Here is a 22,453-nt window from a genome sequence, read left to right as displayed (position 1 = left end):
CCAACGAGAAAACAAAATATTATTCTCAGACTTATGATTTTCATAGGGGTTATTAGTGTATGTAATTTTTTTTACTGGTTTATAGACCCAGAATTAATAGATAATCCTTTCCTATTTGGGATATTAGTGTGTGTGGTTCTCTTTGATAGCTTTAGGCTGTTTTATATATGGTATCATTACTGGAATATATCAATACCTAAAAAACCAGTTTCTAATAAAAAGTTTACTGTAGATGTTTTAACGACCTATTTCCCAGGAGAGCCAATAGAGATGGTTATAGAAACATTATTAGCTATAGAAAAAAATAGATATCCACATACGACGTATTTATGTGATGAAGCTAACGACCCTTTTTTAAAGTCTTTTTGCAAAAAAAATGGAATTATTCATGTTACGAGAAATAATAGAAAGGATGCTAAAGCAGGAAATATAAATAATGCATTAGCACAGGCTAAAGGTGAACTATGCCTTGTTTTAGATCCAGACCATATTCCAGAAGAAAATTTTATAGAAGACATAATACCTTATTTTGAGGATAACGAAATTGGTTTTGTTCAAACAGTACAAGCTTATTATAATATTGATGAATCTAAAGTAGCTAAGGGTGCAGCACAACAAACATTCCAGTTTTATGGACCACTCATGATGGGAATGAATAGTTATGGTACAGTTAATGCCATAGGTGCTAATTGTGTATTTAGAAGAACAGCATTAGATAGCATAGGTGGTCATGCGGCAGGGTTGTCTGAAGATATGCATACGGCTATGAAACTAAATGCCGAAGGTTGGAAATCTGTGTATGTTCCTAAATCTTACACTAAGGGATTGGTCCCGGCAACTTTAGTGTCTTACTATCAGCAGCAATTAAAATGGTCTAAGGGAACTTTCGAATTATTACTTAAAGAATATCCTAAATTATTTAAAAAATTTACTTGGCGACAGAAATTACACTATGCCATTTTACCATTCCATTATTTATCGGGTTTTATATTTCTCTTAAGTTTCTTAATTCCAATTTTTTCTTTGTTAGGCGCTTTTTCTCCATTGTATGGAAATGTCATAAATTTTGCATTAATGATCATTCCTATTATTACATGCGTTCTTTGTATCCGTTATTATGTGCAACAGTGGGTCGTGTATAAGGAAGAGCGTGGAATGCATATTTTAGGTGGGTTACTTTTTCAAGTAACGTGGTGGGTCTTTTTTATTGGAGTGGTTTTTAATTTTATAGGAAAACAAGTTATTTATTTACCTACAATAAAATCAGATTTTGAGAAGACTCCTTTTCGTATGGTGTTACCCAATATAATTTTAGGTATTATTTCTTTAATTGCTATAGTCATTGGTTTGCAGCTAGATTTTACACCCTTTTCTATAGTCATGGCAGGGTTTGCATTGTGGAACGCTTTATTAATGTTTTTTACTCTTGTATTTGCATATGAAAAACGTGTGCCTTATTATTTTAAAGATTATTTACAAAGGAAAAATAAAGGAGGTTACAAGGTTATTTTAGATTATATGTTCTCGATAGCCTCAAAAATTTCAGTATTTGTAGTTCTAATCATTCTAGGGTGGTGTGGTTACATAATATCTAAAAAAGAAGCTATTCGAAAAAATGGTTTACCCGTTGAAATTACTGAAAAAAAACAAATGAAATATTTAGGAGCCTTCTTGCCTAAGTTCGATGACGGGATTACAAATGTAAAACAAGTATCAGAATTTGAATATACTATTAATGAAAGTATAGATATTGTTTCGTTTTATTACCCATGGCACAAAGAGATAGATAAGAATTTTTCGATAAGTAGTTTAGATTCTGTATATAACAGACATTCTGTACCTATGATAACTTGGGAACCTTGGTTAAATACTTTTACTGCAGATTCTATTCAAGGGGAGCATGTTTTTGATTTGATTAACGATGGTTATTTTGATGATTATTTATCGGAAGTTTCGTTAAAATTTAAATCCATTAATAAACCAGTGTTTTTAAGGTTTGCTCATGAATTTGATAATCCCTTTTACCCCTGGTTCGATAATCAAGAAGATGCAGATATTAGATTTAAGAAAGCTTGGATTCACGTACATGATATATTTATAAAAAATCAGGCAACTAATGTTATATGGGTCTGGAATCCGTGGAAAGCAGAGCACGTCATTGACTATTTTCCAGGTGAAGCTTATGTAGATTGGGTTTCTGCTAATATTTTAAATTATGCCAAGAGCAGTCAGCCAGAATTAGATTTTAGTTTTAAGGTATTATATGATTCTTTTCATAATGAATTTAAAAAATTACCAAAAAAACCTGTAATGATTTCAGAGTTTGGAGCTTTAAGAAATGGTGTAAATCAAAATCTTTGGATTTCGAATGCATTTAATATTCTACACAATGAGTTTGAAGAAATTCAAGCTATTGTTTTTTTTAATAGTAAAGTAGATGACAATTTACCTGATAATTACAATTCTAATTCAGATTTGGATTGGACTATATCTATTCCTAACCCATCGTTTGCAAAGAATTTTAAAAGAGAGGAAAAACGTTCAGATTTTTCTGCTTTATCAACATCTCAATCAAACCATAATACATCTAATACAAAATATTTCAATTCATATCCAGAAAATATAAAAGGAATAAACTTTAGAAAAGGGGAGAATTGGAACCAAAGTTATTATGTGTTAAGTAGAAAGAATTTAGAATCAGATTTTAAAGCATTAAAGAAGTTAGGGTTAAACACAATCCGTTATAAGGAAAACGATGTTTACGACATTAATGTGTTAAATATTAGTGCTGAGTTTAATTTAAATATTAGTTATGGATTTCATATCCCAGAACAAATTGATTTTATTAGAGATACTTTACAGCTTAAAGTATTAGAAGAAAAGGTGCTGAATAGAGTTGAAAAATATAAAAAGCGTAAGAATATTATAGTCTGGGAGATTGAAAATGATGTTCTTGTGGGGTTAAAAAAATTTTATGATAAACCTGAATTACAACTACAGCAAGAAGCGTATTTAATTTGGTTGAATAATTTAATGCATAAAATAAATAAAATTGATAAAAGTAGACCGATAACTTTAAGTATCGACCTTAACAATATAACGATTACTAATATTAAAAAAATAGAAAATCGTATAAAACTAAATTATACATTAGGATTAATTGTTAATGTAAGTGTTGAAGATATTTGTTTGGATTCAACTTTAGTTTATCTTAAAGCAAAGAAACTTAATTATGTGTTTTCTAGTATTGATGTAAATGCCTTAAAATCGCTAGATTCAACGTATATTAACACTCCTTATTTTATCACATCTTGGCAAGATCAACATGAAATGAATGTTGTGTCTTTTAAAGGTTTAATAGATAGAAAAGGGAGGTATAAAACAGATTATTTTGAGTATGATGCATTATCGTCTTCAAGTAACAAAGGCGTAAATGATGCCCTTAAAATTAATATTCTTAAACCTGCGAAATTAGCGTATCCTAAAAGTGTGCTTATTTATCATGTATTGTTACTAAATGAAAATGATGATTGGATTATTCCAGAACGAGGCGATTTGGAATATGAGTGGTTATTAGTTAAGAAGGATAAGTATGGGAATCGGTTAGCTATAGAGCAAATTAGTAATGAAAAAGAATTATATCTTACGATTCCGAATAATCAAAGACTTTATGAACTTCAGTTGTCGGTAGTGAACGGAGATAAAGTGTATACTTGTTTAACTGCTTTACATACACCATATAATGTGGAATAACATTACTTTTATTTTAGATTTTTTTACTTATCTTTTTAAAAGACTCCATAATAGATTGAGCCGCTTTTACGGGTGATATGTGTGAAGATACAACATCATGCTCTAATGCGGAAAGCTTGCTTTTAATTTCTGGCGAACCGTAAAACAGGTGTTTTAATTCTTCGTTGATGTTGTTATACATCCACTTTATGTTTTGTTGATTTCTATTTTCGAGGAAATAACCATTTTGGTCTATAAGTGCCTTGTATTTTAAAACCTGTTCCCAAACGGTATCTATTCCTGTGTTTTTGGTTGAAGAGGCTTTGGTAACTACGGGAGTCCAACCTGATTCTGGTTGCGGAAAAATATGTAAGGCATTTTGATATTGCAAACGTGCCATTTCACTTTTTTTAATGTTATCGCCATCGGCTTTATTAATTACTACCATATTGGCCATTTCCATGATTCCTTTTTTAATGCCTTGAAGTTCGTCTCCTGCGCCTGCGAGCATTAATAAAAGAAAGAAATCGGTCATGCCATGAACTGCTGTTTCCGATTGGCCTACACCAACGGTTTCAACTAAAATAACATCGTAGCCAGAAGCTTCGCAAAGGAGCATGGTTTCTCCTGTTTTATTGGCTACACCACCAAGGGTGTCTCCTGTAGAGGACGGACGGATGTAAGCATTCTCGTTATTGCTGAGTTCTTCCATACGCGTTTTATCGCCCAAAATACTTCCTTTGGAACGCTGACTACTCGGGTCGATAGATAAAATGGCCACTTTATGGCCTAACTGAGTTAAGTGCTTACCAAAAGCTTCTATAAAGGTGCTTTTTCCAACGCCAGGAACGCCTGTAATACCAATGCGGATGGATTTTCCAGAGTGCGGTAAAATAGCCTGAATAATTTCTTTAGCAATGACTTTGTCACTTTCTAAATTACTTTCGATTATGGTAATGGCACGTGAAAGTATAACGCGACTTCCACTTAATACACCGTCTATATATTCTTGGGCGGATAATCTGTTTTTACGTTTATATACCTTCATATTATCTCTGAAATTTAATAGCTAGATTGCGTGTTAGCGTTGTATTACAAAGATACTTATAACCATAAAAAATCACGATTATTATGTCATTGATTTTTAAGAAAAATGGTCTAATTATCGTGATTTTTGCGTTAGGGATTGCAGTGAAAATCCTTTTGCTTTTTTGCAAAAGATTGTAACGGAAAGCGCGCCCCTTGGGGAACGCCCAAATGTATTTAAGCTTTAGACGTTACCGACTTTACAAAGACATAGCCGAAACCTAAAAATAACATTAGGTGGAATGGAAACAGTCCGAAATCGCCACCCTGATCGCCTACTACAAAGGCGCTATACATTCCAAAAGCGAAATACAAGGTTAATAAGCCTTCGAAAATGACATTTACAGAGATGTTTTTCTTGATGTATTTATTGTCTTTCCAGCTGTCTTTTATAGTGCTGATATTGAATTTTGGTGTACGTACAAATTCGCTTCGTTTACCTGCATGACCTTCTAAAACAGCAATAGAATTGTGTAAAGAAAAGCCCATGGCTACTGTGAAAAACGTAAAAAACATACCGATATATTTAATGAAGTTTTTGACTCCACCGCCATAAATGTTTTTATACATAAACCAATAACAGATAAAGAAAATAACACTACTTACTACAAAGAAACTCATGACGTAGAAGTATGGTTTTAAATGTGCATATTCGTTTTTAATATACAACATCGGGATGCTTAAAACGGCTACAATAAACACGTTTAAAAACATGGTACTGTTTAATAAATGAAGGACACCATGCAGTTTTGTTTTTCCAGAAATATTATCGGATTTTAAAACGCGTTTAAGCATTTTTCTGAAGTTTTCTGCACCACCTTTATTCCAACGGAATTGTTGCGAACGTGCCGCACTAATAACTACAGGAAGTTCGGCTGGCGTTTCTACATCTTCTAGATATTTAAATTTCCAGTTTTTAAGTTGCGCGCGGTAACTTAAATCTAGGTCTTCGGTAAGGGTGTCGCCTTCCCAGTTTCCAGCGTCTAGAATACAGGTTTTACGCCAAACTCCAGCTGTACCGTTAAAATTTATAAAGTGGCCTTTACTGTTTCTACCCACCTGTTCTAAAGTAAAATGGGCGTCTAAAGCAAAAGCTTGAATTCTAGTAAGTAATGAGTATTCGCGGTTAATATGCCCCCAACGGGTTTGAACCACACCAATATTTTTATCCTTAAAATAGGGAAGTGTACGTAATAACCAATCGGATTCTGGTAAGAAATCGGCGTCGAAAATGGCGATAAATTCACCTTTTGCAATTTCTAAACCTTCTTTAAGTGCTCCTGCTTTAAATCCGCTACGATCTGTTCTCGTAATATGCGTAATATCTAAACCTGTAGCTTTTAATTTTTCGACATGCGCGCGTGTTGTTTTTACGGTTTCGTCTGTAGAATCGTCTAGCACTTGAATTTCCAATTTGTCTTTTGGATATTCCATGATTGCAATATTCTCTAACAAGCGATCCATAACATACATTTCGTTGAACACAGGTAGTTGAATAGTTACAGTTGGTACGTCTTTATCTTTAGAAAGGTCTAAAGGCGGCAATTGGCTCTTCTTTTTATGCGCAGCGAGATAGTTAAATAATAGGTTCAACTGGGCTAAAGCATACATGAATATTAATGCTAAAGACGTTGAGTATATGGCAATTGTAATAATTTCTAAAATCATTTTTTGAAACTGTATTTAAAAATCCAATAGAGAATTTTTATGCCTGCAAATATAGCACCTTTTATTGTCCCTGAAACTTTTGAGACCCCAATTCTATTTCTGTATTTTACAGGAAGTTCACGATAGGACATGTGTTGCTTTAAAACCTTTAATTGCATTTCTACCGTCCAACCATAAGTTTTGTCTAACATGTTTAATTCTAGTAGTTTACTGTATTTTATAGCGCGAAAAGGCCCCAAATCTGTAAATGTAGAATTAAAAAATAAGCGCATTAAACTAGTTGCTAACCAGTTTCCGAACTCTTGTGGCACGGTCATCGCGCCTGGTTCGCGCAGTTTTTTTACGCGTGCACCAACTACAAAATCGATATTTTCTTCTAGAATAGGAGCGACTAGCTCTGTTAATTGCTCTGGATAATCGCTATAATCGCCATCTAAAAATACAATAATATCTGGTTTTGTAGTTTGCTTAGCAATATAATCCATGCCTTTTAAACAGGCATAACCGTAGCCTTTATTGGTTTCGGTTAAAACAGTTGCTCCTGCTTGTTTAGCATTTTGTTCGGTAGCGTCTGTCGAGTTGTTGCTAACAACAATAATTTCTTGAACACTCTTAGGAATATCGTGAATTACTTTTGCAATGGAATCGGCTTCGTTATAAGCCGGAATAATAACTTTAATTAGGGACATATTGGGTGTTCTGGAAATACTAGGCAAATATAATGGGTTATTTGGATATAATTTCTTCCTCATGCAATTAGATTTAGTAAGCTTTATTTTTACTAAATCCCTGTGCAATAACCTCAATAGTCTGAATAAAATAAAATTCCTTTCGAAGATTTTTAATTTTCTTCGGTTTCAATGCTTTTAAATGCCTTTATGGCTTGATTTGGTTCAATAATATTATAACCTTTCCAAAATTCGGGGTCGTAAGCAGGAAGGTAAATAGGTTTTACGTCTGCTTGTTCTTTAAAAGTCTTGAAGTCGGTTTCTGTAATGGTTTCGTTTTCAAAAACGACCATTTCTCGTTTGTAACGGTTTGTAACGATAAAATTAATGTCGGCAGAAAGTTCGTTTTGTTTTCTGCGGCCACTAACATGTTTGTTTTTTTCTATAATTTTTAGAGGTCTGTTTACACTTGTTTTATTTGCACCTTCTATTTCGGCATATTTTAAACTGTACGTTCCTGCATCATTTTTAGCATAAATTAAGCTCCCTTGTTTTAAATACACATCTAATGCAACCCCTAATAATTTAAAAGTTTTTAATGATTTTACATTTTTAAAATCAATTCTAATTACTGCGAAATCGTCTGTGTTTACATATAAAATACCATTGTAATCTTCGCTTCGTTTGGGTTTAAATTCAATTTTATATACATATTGGTCATTTAAAAACGAATAGTCTATTAGTTCGAATTCGTAACGATTAGATTTGTGTATACAGTTTAAGTAAGATTTCTTGTTTACAAAACTGTTTGTTTCAATACTGTTTGCAGTCCATTTTCGATATTTTAAGAAATTCTTTTTCTTGTCTTCTTCTTTCTTCTTTTCAGCTTCTAAAAAGGCTTCTGCATTTTGATCTGTTTCACTTTGAAATAAGGACGAATCTATTTCTGTTTTTGTGCCAAATAATCCAGATTTAATTTTAAAATAAGAGTCGCGTTTTACCCGTTTTTTAACAATGGCATTTAGTTTTTTTTCATACGCTTCAAATGTCATTTGATTGTTTTTATCGTATAATTCTGAAGCTTTTAAAATGTCTAACTTGGTAATGGTATCTTGATCTGTGTTTGTTCTGTTTTTGTATAGTTCACCTAGAACTTCTGTGTATTGTGAGGAGTGTATAGGTACATCATTTAAAATACTATCGGTTAACTCCTGATTAAATTCTGGAATTGTAGATTCCTTTATTTTAATCGATTTTCTAAGAATAGTAGATTCGTAAGTTTCTCTAAAAAACAATTTGCTTTTTTCGAAATTAGTGCTGTAATTTTTTTCTAAATTATCTTCAACTTTTTCAATAATCTGGTCGACTGTATAATTTTTATTGAACAGCATGACTTCGTTCAATTCAATAGATTTTGGATTTAAATACACCAAACTATCTTGAAATGTTTGAGCAGACAAAATTTTAGATTCATAACCCAAACAACTAAAAAATAAAGAGTCTTGTTCGGTAATAGAGGTGTTAATTTGAACCTGAAATTGGCCAACATCGTTACTTATTACACCCGTTGTGTTATTATAAGATATGGTGGCGAAAGCAATAGGGTCTTGTGTTGTAGAGTCTATAACTCTAGCATGAAATTCTGTTTGAGCAATTGCCCCCGAATAACAAAAAATAAGACAGGTTAAGATTAAAAAGTAGTGGTGTTTCATATGGTAGTTTTGTGTGAAAGTAGATGAAATCACTACACGATGAATGCACTTTAAAATTTTATTAAGTAAACTTTATTAGTTTTTAACATAAACCACATTTTGGGAGAGCGGTGTGCTTAATTACGATTTCTTTTTTTCTGATTTTTGCGACCACGGATATAATTCCTGACTTATAAAATCTTTAGGAAATTTGTCGTCGTCATGAAATCCTAATTCTATATCTCTTCCGTTATGCGGAATATAATCTGTTTTAAAAAGATAATCCCAAAGGCTTAATGTAATGCCGTAATTTGAACCATAAATAGAGTGTGGAGGTAATTCTTTAGCATGGTGCCAAATGTGCATTTCAGGATTGTTTAAAATGTATTTTAAAGGACCGTAATTCCAGCCTAAGTTGGCGTGATTTAAATGCCCAATAGCAATACTGAAAAAGTGTACAAAGGCTACGTCCTGTGCATCGAAACCTCCAATAATGGCGATGGGTATGTATAATAAAGATTTGTAAAGTACAGGTTCCATCCAGTGGTAACGGAGATGCGCAGCAAATCCCATTTCTTTAACCGAATGGTGTACTTTATGAAAATCCCATAATATTGGAATACGATGTAAAAGTCTGTGTGTGTTCCATTGTACAAAATCGCTAACTATAAAAAAGATAAAAAGTCCGAGAGCTTTTGGTAATTCTGAAATACTAATAAATTGAAAACTAGAAAGTGATAATCCAACTACCGAAAGGGCATCGTTAAACAGTTCGGAGACTGTATTTGAGAGCGCGATTAGGACAATTAAATTAAGAAGAAAAAAATTGAAGAACATATAAAACGTATCCAGCCAAAAATCTTTTCTAAAAACAGATTGATTTTTGCGCCATGGAAATGCAATTTCTAATCCCCAAACCACTAACGAAATAATGATAAGACCATAGAAATAATTATCCCAATGGTTAATAGATATGAGCTCGTGTTTTAAATAGCGCCAATATCCGGAATACGAATTTTGTATGATGTCAATGTATTTTTCCATATAAAAAACATCTTGTTTTTAGTCCCAAATTTATTGAGCTAAAACAAGATGTGTATGTGTTTTAATTATGTTCTTAGTTAACTATAAAATTAAAGTGTTTTTATAAGTTCTTTAAACAGTGTAATCATTTTAGGTTCTGCATTTTCAGCAACCTCAATAATTTCTTTAATATCTACAGGGTGTAAATTATCAGGGTCACCTTTATCTGTAATTACAGAAACGGCAGCGGCTTTTAGCTTTAAGTGATTGGCTACAATTATTTCTGGAACCGTGCTCATACCAACAGCATCGGCACCTAAAATTTTAAGCATTCTATATTCTGCACGTGTTTCTAATTGCGGTCCTAACATACTTGCGTAAACACCTTCACGTAATGTAATATCGTGGGCTTTAGCTATGGCTTTAAACTTAGTATTAATGTCTTTATCGTAAGGTGCGCTCATATCAGCAAAGCGTTCACCAAGTTTAGACACCCCTTTAAAAGCTAGTGGCGAACCACCAAGTAAATTAATATGGTCGTCTATTAACATTAAATCGCCTTTGTCGTATTCTAAGTTAACAGCACCAGAAGCATTAGACACTAAAAGGGTGTGTATACCTAATTGGTTCATAATTCGTACAGGATAGGTAATATCTTTTAAAGTATAGCCTTCGTATAAGTGAAAACGGCCTTGCATGATAATAACTTTTTTTCCTTCTAATTCGCCGTAGATTAATTTTCCTTTATGAAATTCGACGGTTGCAGTAGGGAAATAAGGAATTTGGTTATAGCTCACTTCGTGAATTATAGTAACATCGTCTAATAATTTTCCCAATCCAGTGCCTAAAATAATACCAATTTCAGGCTTTTCAAAACCTCTGTTTTGTAAATATTCTGTGGTTTCGTTTATGTACTTAATCATAATGTTTACTGTATTTATTAAATTGAGGATATTCTTTTATATCTTCAAATGTATCGATATCATTTAATTCTTCAAGTAAATGTACCGATTTGTTCTCTAAATTTTTAAGCGAATCTTTTAGTACTGTTGCTGTACCCCAAGATTTGTTTTCAAATAAACTGCTGTGCAATGTTTTCATCCCTAAAAGGTAATATCCACCATCTTTTGCAGGGCCAATTACAACATCGTGATGCTCTAATTGATTGTAAGCATCATTAATACTAGCTGTAGTTAAGTCTAAAATATCGCTACCAATAATAATAATTTTCTGGTAATTATTCTGAAACAAATCTGAAAAAGCATGGCTCATGCGTTCACCTAAATCGTCACCCTGTTGCAATTTTTTTCTGAAAGTATTGTCATCCCACGTATCGTTTTTATGAATATGCTCAGAATAAAATACAAAGCTATCAGCTTTAACTCCTGTTGCAATATCAGCGGTATGTTGTAGTAGTGTTCTGTAAATGTCTAATGCATTTTCATCGCCAATAGTTTTTGCTAATCGCGTTTTACACTTTCCTAATTCCGGGTTCCTAGCGAAAATAATAAGCGCTTTTTTAGAGGTTGGAAAATGAAATGTTGCTATGGCTTCATCGTCATGTTCTGTGTCGTTGCTGGTTAAAAATCCCATCTTAAATGTTTTTGTATAATTTAGATTACGCTACCTTGACAACTACTTCCTGCACCTGCAGTACAGCCATAACAATGCTGAGAGGTTACAATTTGTCGGCCATTTAGTAGGTCTTCATTATAGTCTGAAATATGTTTTACGTTACTATTTACGGGTAGTTCTAACATTTGATTAAAATCGCAATCGTATAAATAACCATCCCAACTTATCGATAATGTATTAATACACATCACGCTTTTTACAGCTTGCGGATTATAAGCTTCAACTAGAGCATACATATAATCTTCATAATTTTCTGAAGCAATTAAATAATCTAGAAAACGACTGATAGGTAAATTGGTAATGGCAAATAAGTGATGAAACTGAATATCGAAATCATCTAGTAAAGCATGCTTAAAATCTTTTTCCATCGCCGCTTGATTGGCTGGTAAAAAGGCGCCCGACGGATTGTAAACTAAATCTAATTTTAAATCGCTTCCTAGCATTCCGTAGCCTACGGCATTTAAATCTTTTAAAGCCTGAATAGATTGATTAAAAACACCTTCGCCACGTTGTTTATCGGTTTTACCTTTAGTCCAATGTGGCATAGAACTCACCACATGAATGTTATGCTTTTTAAAAAATTCTGGTAAATCGTAATATTTCTTATTGGCTCGAATAATGGTTAAATTAGAACGCACAATAAAATCTTTTATTCCTGCTTTAGAGGCTTCTTCTACAAACCATTTAAAATTAGGATTCATTTCTGGAGCGCCTCCAGTTAAATCTAAAGTATGTGCTTTAGTCGTTTTTATAACATCAAGGCATTGCTGCATAGTGTCTCGAGTCATAATCTCTTTACGATCTGGACCAGCATCTACATGGCAATGTTCGCACACTTGGTTGCACATGTATCCCACATTAATTTGAAGAATTTCTACAGTGCCTGCAGTAAGTTGAGATTGTCCTGTTTCTGAAAGTTTAGATTTAAATGTGGGTAATTCCCCGTTTCTAAAAATACCGTTCGAAAGGACTTCTAATTGTTTGTTGCTTTGGGCTAATTTATTTTCGCGTTTATGCAGGGATTGTTGCATCATGTATCGTGTTGTTCTCGTAAGGGATGATTTTTTTTATCAGATTAAAACTATTTCAAAAATATCATCGTGTTGTGATTTCTTAAATCAATCTGAACAAAAATATACTAATATATTAGAATTCTATTCGATTTAAAGACTCAGACTTTAATTAGGTAAATTAATCTCAGTTAATAATTATCTGTATCCGTAATCAATAATAGATGTTTATTAAGTTCAGAAATTTACATTTCTAGTTTATTTACTTTATTCATCATTTGTACACCATGTACCAAAGAGGCGCCGCCACGAATCGCTGCCGATACATGTAAAGCTTCCATCATTTCTTCTTTAGTAATACCACGTTGTAATGCGTCGCCTGTATAAGCATCAATACAATATGGACATTGTACGGTATGCGAAACAGCCAAGGCTATTAAAGATTTTTCACGTTCAGATAACGCGCCAGCTTCAAAAACTTTACCATAATAGTCGAAGAATTTTTCTCCTAATTCTTCATTCCATTCAGATATTTTACTAAATTTTTTTAAGTCGGCTGGGTCGTAATATGTTTTTTGCATGGTATTAAATTTTTTAGTTCTGTTGAATTTTTAAAAATCGGAATCCTTATAATAAGTCGGATGTTTGTTTTATAGTTTACAGCTAATTTACTGTTTTCTGAAATTGAATTTACTAAGGTCTTGTTAATATGCTTTTTTATGATTTATTTTAGTCTTCTTAAAACCAACCTATGGATTATTTTGTAATTATTACCACCTTAGTTTTTCTTTCTGCAGTTTTTGGATATATAAATGTGAGGTTTTTAAAAATGCCAAATACCATTGGTTTAATGTTTATCACTTTAGTGTTTACTTTGGTTGTACTGGCTATTGGTACTATAGATAAAACACTGTTGTTGGCCGAACGGAAGTTAATTACAGAAATAGATTTCGAAACTGTTTTGTTAGATATTATGCTGAGTTTTATGCTTTTTGCTGGGGCATTACACACTAATTTCGAACAATTACGCATTCAACGCTGGCCTGTTTTTGTTTTTGCCACTGTTGGAACTTTGCTTTCTACCTTTTTTATTGGCGGATTAATGTATGGAGTTTTAATGCTTTTAGGATTAGATGTAGATTTAATTTACTGCTTGCTCTTTGGAGCTTTAATTTCGCCAACCGATCCTATTGCCGTGCTTGGAATTCTTAAAAAAGTAGGTGTACCTAAAGATTTGGAAGCCAAAATTGTTGGAGAATCATTGTTTAATGATGGGGTAGGTGTTGTTGTATTTTTAACCATTTTTCAAATAGCTAGTGCTACAGGAGGTGGTGGCGTTGAAGTTTCTGAAGTTATAGAATTATTTGTACGTGAAGTTTTAGGTGGAGTTGTTTTAGGATTGCTTTTAGGGTATTTAACATACCGCTTAATGAAATCTATAGACGATTACGATGTAGAGGTTATTATTACATTATCTACAGTAATGGTAGGAACAGTAATTGCACAAGAATTTCATTTATCGGCACCTTTGGCTATGGTAACAGCTGGATTAGTTGTTGGTAACGATACAGTAAGAGGATCGGCAATGTCTGAAATTACCGAAAACTATGTAGATAAATTTTGGGAACTTGTAGATATTCTTTTAAACACCATATTGTTTGTTTTAATAGGTATGGAAATGTTGGTTTTAGAATTTCAGTGGACTTATATTTTTGCAGGATTACTAGCAATTCCTATTGCTTTAATTAGCCGATATGTATCGTTATATGGACCGATAAGTATGTTCGAGAAACGTTTAGATTTTGTTCCTAAAACCGATAAAATTATGACTTGGGGAGGCTTGCGTGGCGGAATTTCCATTGCATTAGCCTTAAGTTTGTCTAGTGAAATGCATCGGGAGTTGTTTTTAGTAATTACTTATATGCTGGTGGTGTTTTCAATTTTAGTGCAAGGTTTAACATTAAGTTCGCTTGTTAAGCGATTAATTAAATAAAATCGGTAAAACCAGTTGTAAAATAGCTTTGCTAATTGTGGTTTAACCTTTTGGCTTTTATGAGGTTATTTGATGGTGTTTATATAAAAACGGATTGCGTTAAATGGTTTTAATTTATTTTAGTACCTTATCAATCCCTTAAAATAAAAAAGGAACACTCGTAAAATGAAAGACAAATTATTAGAAGCTTGGTCTAAGATGTTATCTAAGCTAGACCATTGGTTCGATAGTATTATTCTAGCACTTCCGAACTTTATTATCGCCATAATTGTATTCACTTTCGTATTATTTCTGTCGAAACAGATTAATAAACTCGTTTTAAAATTATTAGATAGAAGTAGTATGCAACGGTCAATGAAAAACTTGATTTCAAAGCTAGTATCTGCTATTGTTATAATTGTTGGGCTTTTTATTGTATTAGGAATCTTAAATCTAGATAAAGCTCTAAATACTGTTTTAGCGGGTGCCGGAGTATTAGGTTTAGCTGTTGGTTTGGCCTTACAAGGGGCTTTAGCTAATTTCTATTCTGGTGTGGTGCTATCTTATATTCACTTTTTTAAATATGGAGATTGGATAGAGAGTAATGGTTACGAAGGTGAGATTACTAATATCGATTTACGTTCGGTAACCTTAAAACAATCAGATAATAATCTGGTGTATATTCCAAATAAAATGGTTGTAGATAGTCCTATAAAAAACTATTCAACCACAGCACAATCTCGTGTAATCTTAACATGTGGTGTGCATTACGATTCCGATTTAAAATTTGTAAGAGATTTAGTTGTGAAAACCATTGTGGAACGCTTTGATGCGGTAACCAGTAAGCAAGAAGTGTTATTTATGTATAATGAATTTGCAGATAGTTCTATTAATTTTGAAACGCGTTTTTGGATAAAATCTACATCAGCATTAGAAGTTGCTAAAGCGAAATCTGAAGCGATTATAGCAATTAAAGCTGAATTCGATGCTAACGATATTAATATTCCATTCCCAATTCGCACCTTGGATTTTCCTGAAGGATTTTTAGGAGGAAATACTCAAAATGAGGTTTCAGCTCAAAGGCCATCAAATGAATAGAACCGTGAAGACTTTACTTTTAAAATGTTGTTTAATTCTAAGTGTCATTCTATTTCAATCCCAAACTATGCCTACTGTATCTATTTCAAATAAACATACTGTACCAGAATCTATAGAAAAAGAAGCTAGAGCTGCTTTAGCCTTTTATCCAGAATTGCAAGATGTCGAGATTGATATCCGATTTAAAAAAGAAATCAAGAAATCGACCATGCAAGCGCAACCTCAATTTTCTAGTTTATTAAAAGGAAAAAAGGGGAGACGCTATGTCATATTTATCAGTAAGAAAATTAAAATATCAAACTCCGAATTCTCAACCAAACTAATTCCGTCTAACGTAATTATTGGTTGGTTAGGGCATGAGTTAGGGCATATCTGCGACTATCAGAATCGTTCTACTTTTGGTCTTATTATATTTGGATTTAAATACTTGTTTTCAGGCAAATTTATAAGAGAAGCCGAGCGTAATGCCGATTCGTTTGCGATTATTCATGGTATGGAAGATTATATTATTGCCACAAAAAACTTCATTCTAGATAACGCTAACATTCCTGATAGCTATAAAGATAGAATTAAACGTTATTACCTATCTCCAGAAGAAATTATGTTGCTAATTGAAGAGCGCGATAAAAAGCTTGAAATACAATAAATCTTATTGGTTTACAAATTCTTCCCACGTTTTAAACTTGTCCTCATTCATAACGCGTTCCATTTTTACTTGTCCGCCTTTCTTTTTGTTTTTTGCATTCCAATCGGAAAATATTTCGGGTTTAATTAGTTTTACTTTTAAACCTTGAAGCGCTTTGGATCGGGCAACGGCATAATTTTTATTAGCATCCTTTAAAAAATTATCAAGGGCTTCTGTTATTTTACTAGAATCCTTAGCTGTATCTTCTGTACCTATATACCAACAATGATAAAATCCGTCTTCAAATTCCTTTGCACAAATGGTAAATTCAGGAATTTTCATATCGAATTGCTCCTCTAAATGAAGCATAGCATCATTCATTTTATTCACAGAAAGTTGAGAGCCTACTGTATTTAAGAAGAATTTGGTGCGTCCGGTTATTTTTATTTCTGCACGTTCAATATCAGTAAACATAATCGTGTCGCCAATAATATAACGCCATGCTCCAGACACGGTGCTAATAATTAATACGTAATCTTCATCTAGTTTTACATCTGCTAAAGTTATAGATGGCGCATCTGGAATTAAAGAACCATCTTCTAATATATACTCTGGTTTAAAGGGCACAAACTCAAAATAAATACCATTGTCTGTTACCAATTGCATAGATGTTGTTTCTGGTCGAGCTTGAAAAGCAATAAATCCTTCTGAAGCCAAATAGGTGTCTATAACTGTAATGGGTTTCCCCATTAAGGCATTAAAACTTTTCTCGTAAGGTTTAAAAGCAACACCTCCAGAGGTGTATACTTGTAGATTTGGCCAGATGTCGTGAATGTTGTTTAAGTTATGATGTTCAATTACTTTTTTAAGCATTAATTCTAGCCATGACGGAATACCGCTTAGTGCACCAATATCCCAATTTCTGGCATTTTCTGCAATGCGTTCTACACGTTCGTCCCAATCATCTATTTTAGAAATATCTTCCCCAGGTTTATAATAGCCACGGAACCAAAACGGAATATTACTCGCGCTAATTCCGCTAATTTCACCTTCTTTATGGTTTTCTTTTTCAATTAAATCGGTAGAGCTTCCTAGCATCATAATTTCCTTTTCAAAGAAATCTGGAGGTAAGTCGAAGGCGTGTAAAGCAAACACTTGTTGAATACCTGCGTTTCTAATAGCGTCTATCATGTCTGTAGTTACGGGAATGCGTTTACTTGTTTTTCCTGTAGTTCCAGAACTTAGTGCAAAATAATCTGGATTACCTGGCCAAGTAACATCGCTTTGGTCTTCATGTAAACGATACCACCATTCATTATTTATTTTGTTATAATCGAAATACGGAATGGTTTCAGAAAACTGAGTTTGAAAATCGTCTTGCTCTAAAAGGGCTTCAAAATTATAATGTTTTCCAAACGCCGTGTCTTTAGCTGTTTCTAAAAGCGATTTTAAAACGTCTTTCTGATTTTCAACAGGATGAGATTCAGGTGTAAGTGTATCTTTAATTTGAATGACACTTTTAATAATGTTACCAATTATAGCCATGAGTAGATTGTAATAAAGTTCTGTGGTAAAAATAATAAAGCTAAAGTGCTGAGGTGCGCTCAATTCAAATAAAATATAGCTTAAAAGGAAGTGCAGCTGTGTATTCTTAAAAATGGTGTGTGAATTGATAAATAGTTTAATTTCTGTTAAATAGAAACGTATTGAACTTATCGGTAGACATTCTTAAACTATTGCTATAAGAGTTGCATGTTGATTGTCAAAGGGATTCTCGACTTTGCTCCTTTAGATTAGCAAAGTGTATTTTTTAACGACTCTTCTAGGTTGTATTTTAACTAGTGAAAACTCCATGTTTTTATGGTATTTGAGCGGAATCGAGAATGTAAAAATGTAAACACACAACAATCGCTCTTAATTCGTGAAGCTGAGTGGAATTAAAGCTTTTAAATAAATGGTTTTAGAAGATGCTATAAAAACAAAAACCCCAAAAACGTAATGTTTTCAGGGTTTTCTGGTGGTGCCTCCAGGAATCGAACCAGGGACACAAGGATTTTCAGTCCTTTGCTCTACCAACTGAGCTAAGGCACCAGTGCGTAATTGCGAGTGCAAATATACACACATTTTTTAGTTCTCCAAAACATTTTTAATAAAAAATGCTTTTGTAAATTAGCATTTTTAATTTTGGATATGAATTTAATAATAGATGTTGGAAATTCTTTCGTGAAACTTGCTGTTTTTGAAGCGGATAGAATTTTGGATAAAAAAATAGTGACTGCTGAAAATTTTTTAAAAAATTTTGAAAATTTTATTGAAAAGCATCAAAATATAGAAAAAGGCATCATGTCTTCGGTTGGAAATTTAACAGAAGCAGATGTTTTTGCGATACAAAATGCTTGCGATATGATGTTGTTAAATCATGACACTCCAGTGCCGTTTTTTAATCAATATAGCACGCCAAAAACTTTAGGTATCGATAGAATAGCATTAGTAAGTGCTGCGGTAAGCCAGTACAAGAATAAAAATGTATTGGTTATAGATGCGGGAACATGTATTACTTACGACTTTGTTTCTGCCGAATCGAAGTATTATGGAGGAGCAATTTCGCCAGGATTAAATTTAAGATATAAGGCTTTAAACAATTATACAGCAAAATTACCGTTGTTAAAACCGGAAGAACCTACAAGTATAATTGGAGACTCTACAAATGCCGCGATACACTCTGGAGTTGTTTTTGGAATATTAAATGAAATCGATGGAAGTATTTTAAATTACCAAGAACAATTTGGAGTTTTAACAATAATTTTAACAGGAGGGGATGCTAATTTCTTGTCTAAGCAATTAAAAAGTAGCATATTTGCGAACTCGAATTTTCTTTTAGAAGGATTGAACACAATTTTACAATTTAATTCACACGAATGATTAAAAAACTTGTATTAGTTTTTATTGCTGCATTTGCAGTTAATAGTTATGCTCAAGAAGGTGGTACGGCTTCACCCTATTCATATTACGGTATTGGAAACCTTAAATTTAAAGGAACTGTAGAAAATAAAAGTATGGGAGGGCTTAGCATATACAGTGATAGTATTCATGTTAACTTGCGAAATCCTGCATCTTATGCTTCAGAAAATTTAAAAATGTATAATAATGAAGGCCGCCCAGTTAAGTTTGCTATTGGGGGTAGTCATACAAATTCTACTATAAAAGGTCAAGGTGGCTCAGACGATGCGAGCTCTTCAACCTTCGACTATATTGCCTTATCACTTCCTGTTGGAAGATTTGGTTTTGGTTTTGGTTTACTGCCTTATTCTTCGGTTGGTTATAAACTTGAAACAAATTACGATAACGGAAATTTACAAAGTCAGTTTAATGGAGAAGGAGGCTTAAATAAAGCTTATATTTCTGCAGCGTACTTAGTTACTAAAGGATTAAGTGTAGGTGTAGATGCGAGTTATGGTTTTGGTAATATTAAAAACACCATTATCGACTACGTTTACGATGCAGATGGTTTACCATTAAGTTATCAGACCAGACAAAATAATAGATCCGATTTAAGCGGATTAGGTTTAAATTTTGGTGCAACCTATAAAACACGTATTTACGATAAGTTTGAATGGGTGTCTTCTGTAACATTTGCCCCTTCTAATACCATAAAATCTAAAAATTCTAGAACATTCTCAACAGTTGTTGTAGATTATTCTGGTGGTACAGAATCTGTTGTTAATACTATAGATGGAGAACAGACATTAATAGATAACGGTGAGTTAGAAACAGAAGTTGAACTTGCTTCAAGATTTTCTATAGGTACAGGGATTGGACAAGAAAGACATTGGTTTGTTGGTGTAGAAACCACTTTCGAAAATACAAGTAATTTTAATGAAAGACCTACAGATACTGGTATTGACGATGGTAGAGACCCAAGAGATGTAGAGCATAAAAATCCTTTCGGGTTATCTGTTGGAGGATTTTATATTCCAAAATATAATGCATTTAACGGATACTGGAATCGTGTGGTATATCGTGCTGGTTTTAGAACAGAAAAAACTGGTTTAGTTATTAATGGTCAGGAGATTAACGAGTTTGGCATATCTTTTGGTGCTGGACTACCATTGGGGACAATTTTTTCAAATGCGAACTTAGGATTTGAATTTGGTAGAAGAGGAACTACAGATTATGGTTTAATTCAGGAAAACTTTTTTAACTTTAGCATCGGTTTATCTTTAAACGATAGATGGTTTGTAAAAAGAAAATATGATTAACTATTACGCTAAAAAAAAGAAAATTATGAAAATGAAGGTTACTTTAGTAGTAGCAATGCTATGTTTGGGCTTAACACAAGGTTTTGCTCAAAGTCAAGAAGAATGTACAACCAAGTTATCTATTTTTCACGAGTATGTGAAAGCTAAGAATTACGATGCTGCTTACACACCGTGGATGGAAGTAAGAAATGCTTGTCCTAAATTTAATAAAGCTATAATTATTGATGGAGAAAAGATTTTAGATTACAAAATTGAAAATTCTACAGGAGCAGAAAAGAAAGCGTATATCGAGGATCTTATGAAACTTTGGGATGAAGAATTCACTAACTTCCCAGGGAGAACAACTCAAGGAGAGGTTTTAGTAAATCAAGCACAATTAATGTACGATAATAAAGCAGACTTAGGGTTGTCTGATTTAGAAGTGTATAACGCATTCGATAAAGCATATACTACAGATGCTGCAAATTTTAAAAGCCCAAAGGGGTTATATACTTACTTCTCTTTAATGGTAGATTTATATGACGCCAAGCAAAAAACTGCTCAAGATTTATTTAATAAATATGATGATGTTGTAGATCGTGTAGATACAGAAGTTGGAATTTTTTCTGAAGACTTAAATAAATTAATTGCAAAAGAAGAAGCAGGTACAGCTTTAAAAAGTAAAGAAATAAGTTATAAGAAGCGTTACGAAAGTTATTTAAAGGCATACGATCAAATTGGTGGTAGTATTGATGGAAAATTAGGTGAGCGTGCAAACTGTGAGAACTTAATCCCATTATACGAAAAAGACTTCGAAGCAAATAAAACAGATGCTGTTTGGTTACAAAGAGCTGCTGGTAAAATGTCTGAGAAAGAATGTACAAGTGATCCATTATTCTTTAAATTAGTTAATGCATATCACGATTTAAAACCTTCTGCTAACTCTGCATACTACTTAGGGATTTTAAAAGACAAAGAAAACAAGAGTAGTGAAGCGCTTAAATATTATGAGCAAGCTTTAAGTTTAGAAACAGATTCTTATAAGAAAGCTAAATTATACAGTAAAATTGGTGATAAATTAAAGCGAAGTGGTGCGTATTCTAAAGCTAGAAACTACTACCGTCAAGCTCTTACTTTAAACCCTTCTAACGGTCGTCCTCACTTACAAATTGCATCAATGTATGCTGCAAGTGCTAACGATTGTGGAGATTCTACATTTAACAAACGTGCTGTATTCTGGTTAGCTGCAGACGAAGCTTCTAAAGCAGGTCGTGTAGACCCAACCTTAAAATCTCATGCTTCACAATCGGCTACTAGTTATAGAGCTAGTGCTCCACAAAAAGCAGATATTTTCTCTGAAGGAAATGGAGGTCAAACTATTAAAATTGGTTGTTGGATTGGCGCTAGCGTAACAGTTCCTAATTTATAATATGTTCAACAAACATCATATAATTTATTTCATGGTCATAGCATTTGCTATGACCATGTTTTTTTCGTGTGCTGTAGATTTAAAACCTGAAGTTGCCGAAAATGTACCTGTAGGTATAGCAGAAAATATCAATTTAAAATATACAGATTCGGGTAAATTAAAAGCAAATTTAATTAGTCCGAAAATGTTCGATTATTCTAACCGCGCGTTTCCGTATTCAGAATTTCCAGATGGAATTAATCTGTATTTATACGACAAGGAAAATAATAAAAGTACCGTTTTAGCCGACTACGCTATATCTTACGATAAAACAGGCGTAATCGATTTGCAAGGTAATGTTGTTTTAGCAACTTCTACCAACGACACATTATTTGCTAAACAATTATATTACGATCAAAATAAACAGTGGTTGTCTACCAACCAACCCGTAACCTTTAGAACAGGTGGGGATTTAATTAATGGTAATGGTTTCGATTCTGATGTAAATTTTAAAGAAGCAGAAGTTCTTGAAATTAACGGAATCATCACACTTGACGAATAATTCGTTACCTTTGTTTCAAATTAAAATGTTATCATGA

At 33.0% G+C, this 22,453-nt stretch carries 18 protein-coding genes and 1 tRNA gene; 8 read left to right on the top strand and 11 right to left on the bottom strand.

Annotation, left to right across the window (positions count from 1 at the left end; all coding sequences use genetic code 11):
- Nucleotides 1-33: 33 nt before the first annotated feature.
- Nucleotides 34-3,753, top strand: coding sequence for a glycosyltransferase family 2 protein (locus BN863_RS15005; protein ID WP_158409033.1), 3,720 nt, complete (start codon nucleotides 34-36; stop codon nucleotides 3,751-3,753).
- A 13-nt stretch (nucleotides 3,754-3,766) separates the two neighbouring features.
- Here the strand turns inward: BN863_RS15005 and meaB are convergent, their stop codons facing one another.
- From meaB to BN863_RS14960, 9 genes are all read right to left on the bottom strand, one after another.
- Nucleotides 3,767-4,780, bottom strand: coding sequence for a methylmalonyl Co-A mutase-associated GTPase MeaB (meaB, locus tag BN863_RS15000; protein ID WP_038531981.1), 1,014 nt, complete (start codon nucleotides 4,778-4,780; stop codon nucleotides 3,767-3,769).
- Nucleotides 4,781-4,995: 215 nt separating this feature from the next.
- Nucleotides 4,996-6,486: a cellulose synthase family protein gene (locus BN863_RS14995; RefSeq protein ID WP_038531979.1), complete on the bottom strand. Its 1,491-nt coding sequence runs from the start codon at nucleotides 6,484-6,486 to the stop codon at nucleotides 4,996-4,998.
- Nucleotides 6,483-7,175, bottom strand: coding sequence for a glycosyltransferase family 2 protein (locus BN863_RS14990; RefSeq protein WP_038531978.1), 693 nt, complete (start codon nucleotides 7,173-7,175; stop codon nucleotides 6,483-6,485). The genes BN863_RS14995 and BN863_RS14990 overlap by 4 nt, the downstream gene beginning before the upstream one ends.
- 152 nt (nucleotides 7,176-7,327) lie before the next feature.
- Nucleotides 7,328-8,866 (bottom strand): carboxypeptidase-like regulatory domain-containing protein, encoded by a 1,539-nt coding sequence (locus BN863_RS14985; protein ID WP_038531975.1) that lies wholly within the window; start codon nucleotides 8,864-8,866, stop codon nucleotides 7,328-7,330.
- 120 nt (nucleotides 8,867-8,986) lie between these two features.
- Entirely contained in the window at nucleotides 8,987-9,889 is a 903-nt protein-coding gene (locus BN863_RS14980; protein WP_038531974.1) for a sterol desaturase family protein, read from the bottom strand.
- Nucleotides 9,890-9,978: 89 nt separating this feature from the next.
- A complete protein-coding gene (locus BN863_RS14975; protein ID WP_038531973.1) occupies nucleotides 9,979-10,791 on the bottom strand; it encodes a purine-nucleoside phosphorylase in 813 nt (270 codons plus the stop codon).
- The gene (locus tag BN863_RS14970) at nucleotides 10,784-11,461 is read right to left on the bottom strand and encodes a TIGR04282 family arsenosugar biosynthesis glycosyltransferase (RefSeq protein WP_038531971.1); all 678 of its coding nucleotides are present in this window, start codon (nucleotides 11,459-11,461) and stop codon (nucleotides 10,784-10,786) included. Before BN863_RS14970 ends, BN863_RS14975 begins: the two co-directional genes overlap by 8 nt.
- A 20-nt stretch (nucleotides 11,462-11,481) precedes the next feature.
- Nucleotides 11,482-12,537 (bottom strand): arsenosugar biosynthesis radical SAM (seleno)protein ArsS, encoded by a 1,056-nt coding sequence (arsS, locus tag BN863_RS14965; RefSeq protein ID WP_038531969.1) that lies wholly within the window; start codon nucleotides 12,535-12,537, stop codon nucleotides 11,482-11,484.
- Between the two features lie 221 nt (nucleotides 12,538-12,758).
- Nucleotides 12,759-13,094, bottom strand: a complete 336-nt coding sequence (locus BN863_RS14960) for an arsenosugar biosynthesis-associated peroxidase-like protein (protein ID WP_038531967.1) — start codon at nucleotides 13,092-13,094, stop codon at nucleotides 12,759-12,761.
- Between the two features lie 170 nt (nucleotides 13,095-13,264).
- Between BN863_RS14960 and BN863_RS14955 the strand changes: the two genes are divergently transcribed.
- The 3 genes from BN863_RS14955 (at nucleotide 13,265) to BN863_RS14945 (ending at nucleotide 16,229) form a co-directional block, all read left to right on the top strand.
- Nucleotides 13,265-14,506, top strand: a complete 1,242-nt coding sequence (locus BN863_RS14955; protein ID WP_038531965.1) for a cation:proton antiporter — start codon at nucleotides 13,265-13,267, stop codon at nucleotides 14,504-14,506.
- 165 nt (nucleotides 14,507-14,671) lie between these two features.
- Nucleotides 14,672-15,583, top strand: a complete 912-nt coding sequence (locus tag BN863_RS14950; protein WP_038531964.1) for a mechanosensitive ion channel family protein — start codon at nucleotides 14,672-14,674, stop codon at nucleotides 15,581-15,583.
- Between the two features lie 67 nt (nucleotides 15,584-15,650).
- Nucleotides 15,651-16,229, top strand: coding sequence for a hypothetical protein (locus tag BN863_RS14945; RefSeq protein WP_038531962.1), 579 nt, complete (start codon nucleotides 15,651-15,653; stop codon nucleotides 16,227-16,229).
- A gap of 3 nt (nucleotides 16,230-16,232) precedes the next feature.
- On the opposite strand, the gene BN863_RS14940 is transcribed toward BN863_RS14945, so the two are convergent.
- Complete coding sequence (locus tag BN863_RS14940; RefSeq protein ID WP_038531961.1) at nucleotides 16,233-17,753, bottom strand: GH3 family domain-containing protein; 1,521 nt, start codon at nucleotides 17,751-17,753, stop codon at nucleotides 16,233-16,235.
- 470 nt (nucleotides 17,754-18,223) lie between these two features.
- Nucleotides 18,224-18,299, bottom strand: a tRNA-Phe gene (locus tag BN863_RS14935).
- A gap of 99 nt (nucleotides 18,300-18,398) precedes the next feature.
- Between BN863_RS14935 and BN863_RS14930 the strand changes: the two genes are divergently transcribed.
- Genes BN863_RS14930 through lptC form a run of 4 tightly spaced genes read left to right on the top strand, consistent with a single transcriptional unit; the run spans nucleotide 18,399 to nucleotide 22,416 of the window.
- Nucleotides 18,399-19,130 (top strand): type III pantothenate kinase, encoded by a 732-nt coding sequence (locus BN863_RS14930; protein WP_038531960.1) that lies wholly within the window; start codon nucleotides 18,399-18,401, stop codon nucleotides 19,128-19,130.
- Complete coding sequence (locus BN863_RS14925; protein ID WP_038531957.1) at nucleotides 19,127-20,467, top strand: membrane protein; 1,341 nt, start codon at nucleotides 19,127-19,129, stop codon at nucleotides 20,465-20,467. The genes BN863_RS14930 and BN863_RS14925 overlap by 4 nt, the downstream gene beginning before the upstream one ends.
- A gap of 25 nt (nucleotides 20,468-20,492) precedes the next feature.
- Complete coding sequence (locus BN863_RS14920) at nucleotides 20,493-21,875, top strand: tetratricopeptide repeat protein (RefSeq protein ID WP_038533756.1); 1,383 nt, start codon at nucleotides 20,493-20,495, stop codon at nucleotides 21,873-21,875.
- Between the two features lie 31 nt (nucleotides 21,876-21,906).
- Nucleotides 21,907-22,416 (top strand): LPS export ABC transporter periplasmic protein LptC, encoded by a 510-nt coding sequence (lptC, locus tag BN863_RS14915; RefSeq protein WP_038531954.1) that lies wholly within the window; start codon nucleotides 21,907-21,909, stop codon nucleotides 22,414-22,416.
- Nucleotides 22,417-22,453: the final 37 nt, after the last annotated feature.

Source organism: Formosa agariphila KMM 3901, assembly GCF_000723205.1.
GTDB lineage: Bacteria > Bacteroidota > Bacteroidia > Flavobacteriales > Flavobacteriaceae > Formosa > Formosa agariphila.
This window is presented reverse-complemented; position numbering and strand designations above follow the sequence as displayed.

Excerpts from the sequence above, each read along its gene's own strand:
- lptC (WP_038531954.1), top strand. The coding sequence starts at position 21,907 with ATGGTCATAGCATTTGCTATGACCATGTTTTTTTCGTGTGCTGTAGAT.
- BN863_RS14930 (WP_038531960.1), top strand. The coding sequence starts at position 18,399 with ATGAATTTAATAATAGATGTTGGAAATTCTTTCGTGAAACTTGCTGTT.
- BN863_RS14975 (WP_038531973.1), bottom strand. The coding sequence starts at position 10,791 with ATGATTAAGTACATAAACGAAACCACAGAATATTTACAAAACAGAGGT.
- BN863_RS14970 (WP_038531971.1), bottom strand. The coding sequence starts at position 11,461 with ATGGGATTTTTAACCAGCAACGACACAGAACATGACGATGAAGCCATA.
- BN863_RS14955 (WP_038531965.1), top strand. The coding sequence starts at position 13,265 with ATGGATTATTTTGTAATTATTACCACCTTAGTTTTTCTTTCTGCAGTT.
- BN863_RS14920 (WP_038533756.1), top strand. The coding sequence starts at position 20,493 with ATGAAAATGAAGGTTACTTTAGTAGTAGCAATGCTATGTTTGGGCTTA.
- BN863_RS14980 (WP_038531974.1), bottom strand. The coding sequence starts at position 9,889 with ATGGAAAAATACATTGACATCATACAAAATTCGTATTCCGGATATTGG.
- BN863_RS14945 (WP_038531962.1), top strand. The coding sequence starts at position 15,651 with ATGCCTACTGTATCTATTTCAAATAAACATACTGTACCAGAATCTATA.
- BN863_RS14925 (WP_038531957.1), top strand. The coding sequence starts at position 19,127 with ATGATTAAAAAACTTGTATTAGTTTTTATTGCTGCATTTGCAGTTAAT.
- BN863_RS14950 (WP_038531964.1), top strand. The coding sequence starts at position 14,672 with ATGAAAGACAAATTATTAGAAGCTTGGTCTAAGATGTTATCTAAGCTA.
- BN863_RS14990 (WP_038531978.1), bottom strand. The coding sequence starts at position 7,175 with ATGTCCCTAATTAAAGTTATTATTCCGGCTTATAACGAAGCCGATTCC.
- BN863_RS14940 (WP_038531961.1), bottom strand. The coding sequence starts at position 17,753 with ATGGCTATAATTGGTAACATTATTAAAAGTGTCATTCAAATTAAAGAT.
- meaB (WP_038531981.1), bottom strand. The coding sequence starts at position 4,780 with ATGAAGGTATATAAACGTAAAAACAGATTATCCGCCCAAGAATATATA.
- BN863_RS15005 (WP_158409033.1), top strand. The coding sequence starts at position 34 with ATGATTTTCATAGGGGTTATTAGTGTATGTAATTTTTTTTACTGGTTT.
- BN863_RS14960 (WP_038531967.1), bottom strand. The coding sequence starts at position 13,094 with ATGCAAAAAACATATTACGACCCAGCCGACTTAAAAAAATTTAGTAAA.
- BN863_RS14995 (WP_038531979.1), bottom strand. The coding sequence starts at position 6,486 with ATGATTTTAGAAATTATTACAATTGCCATATACTCAACGTCTTTAGCA.
- BN863_RS14985 (WP_038531975.1), bottom strand. The coding sequence starts at position 8,866 with ATGAAACACCACTACTTTTTAATCTTAACCTGTCTTATTTTTTGTTAT.
- arsS (WP_038531969.1), bottom strand. The coding sequence starts at position 12,537 with ATGATGCAACAATCCCTGCATAAACGCGAAAATAAATTAGCCCAAAGC.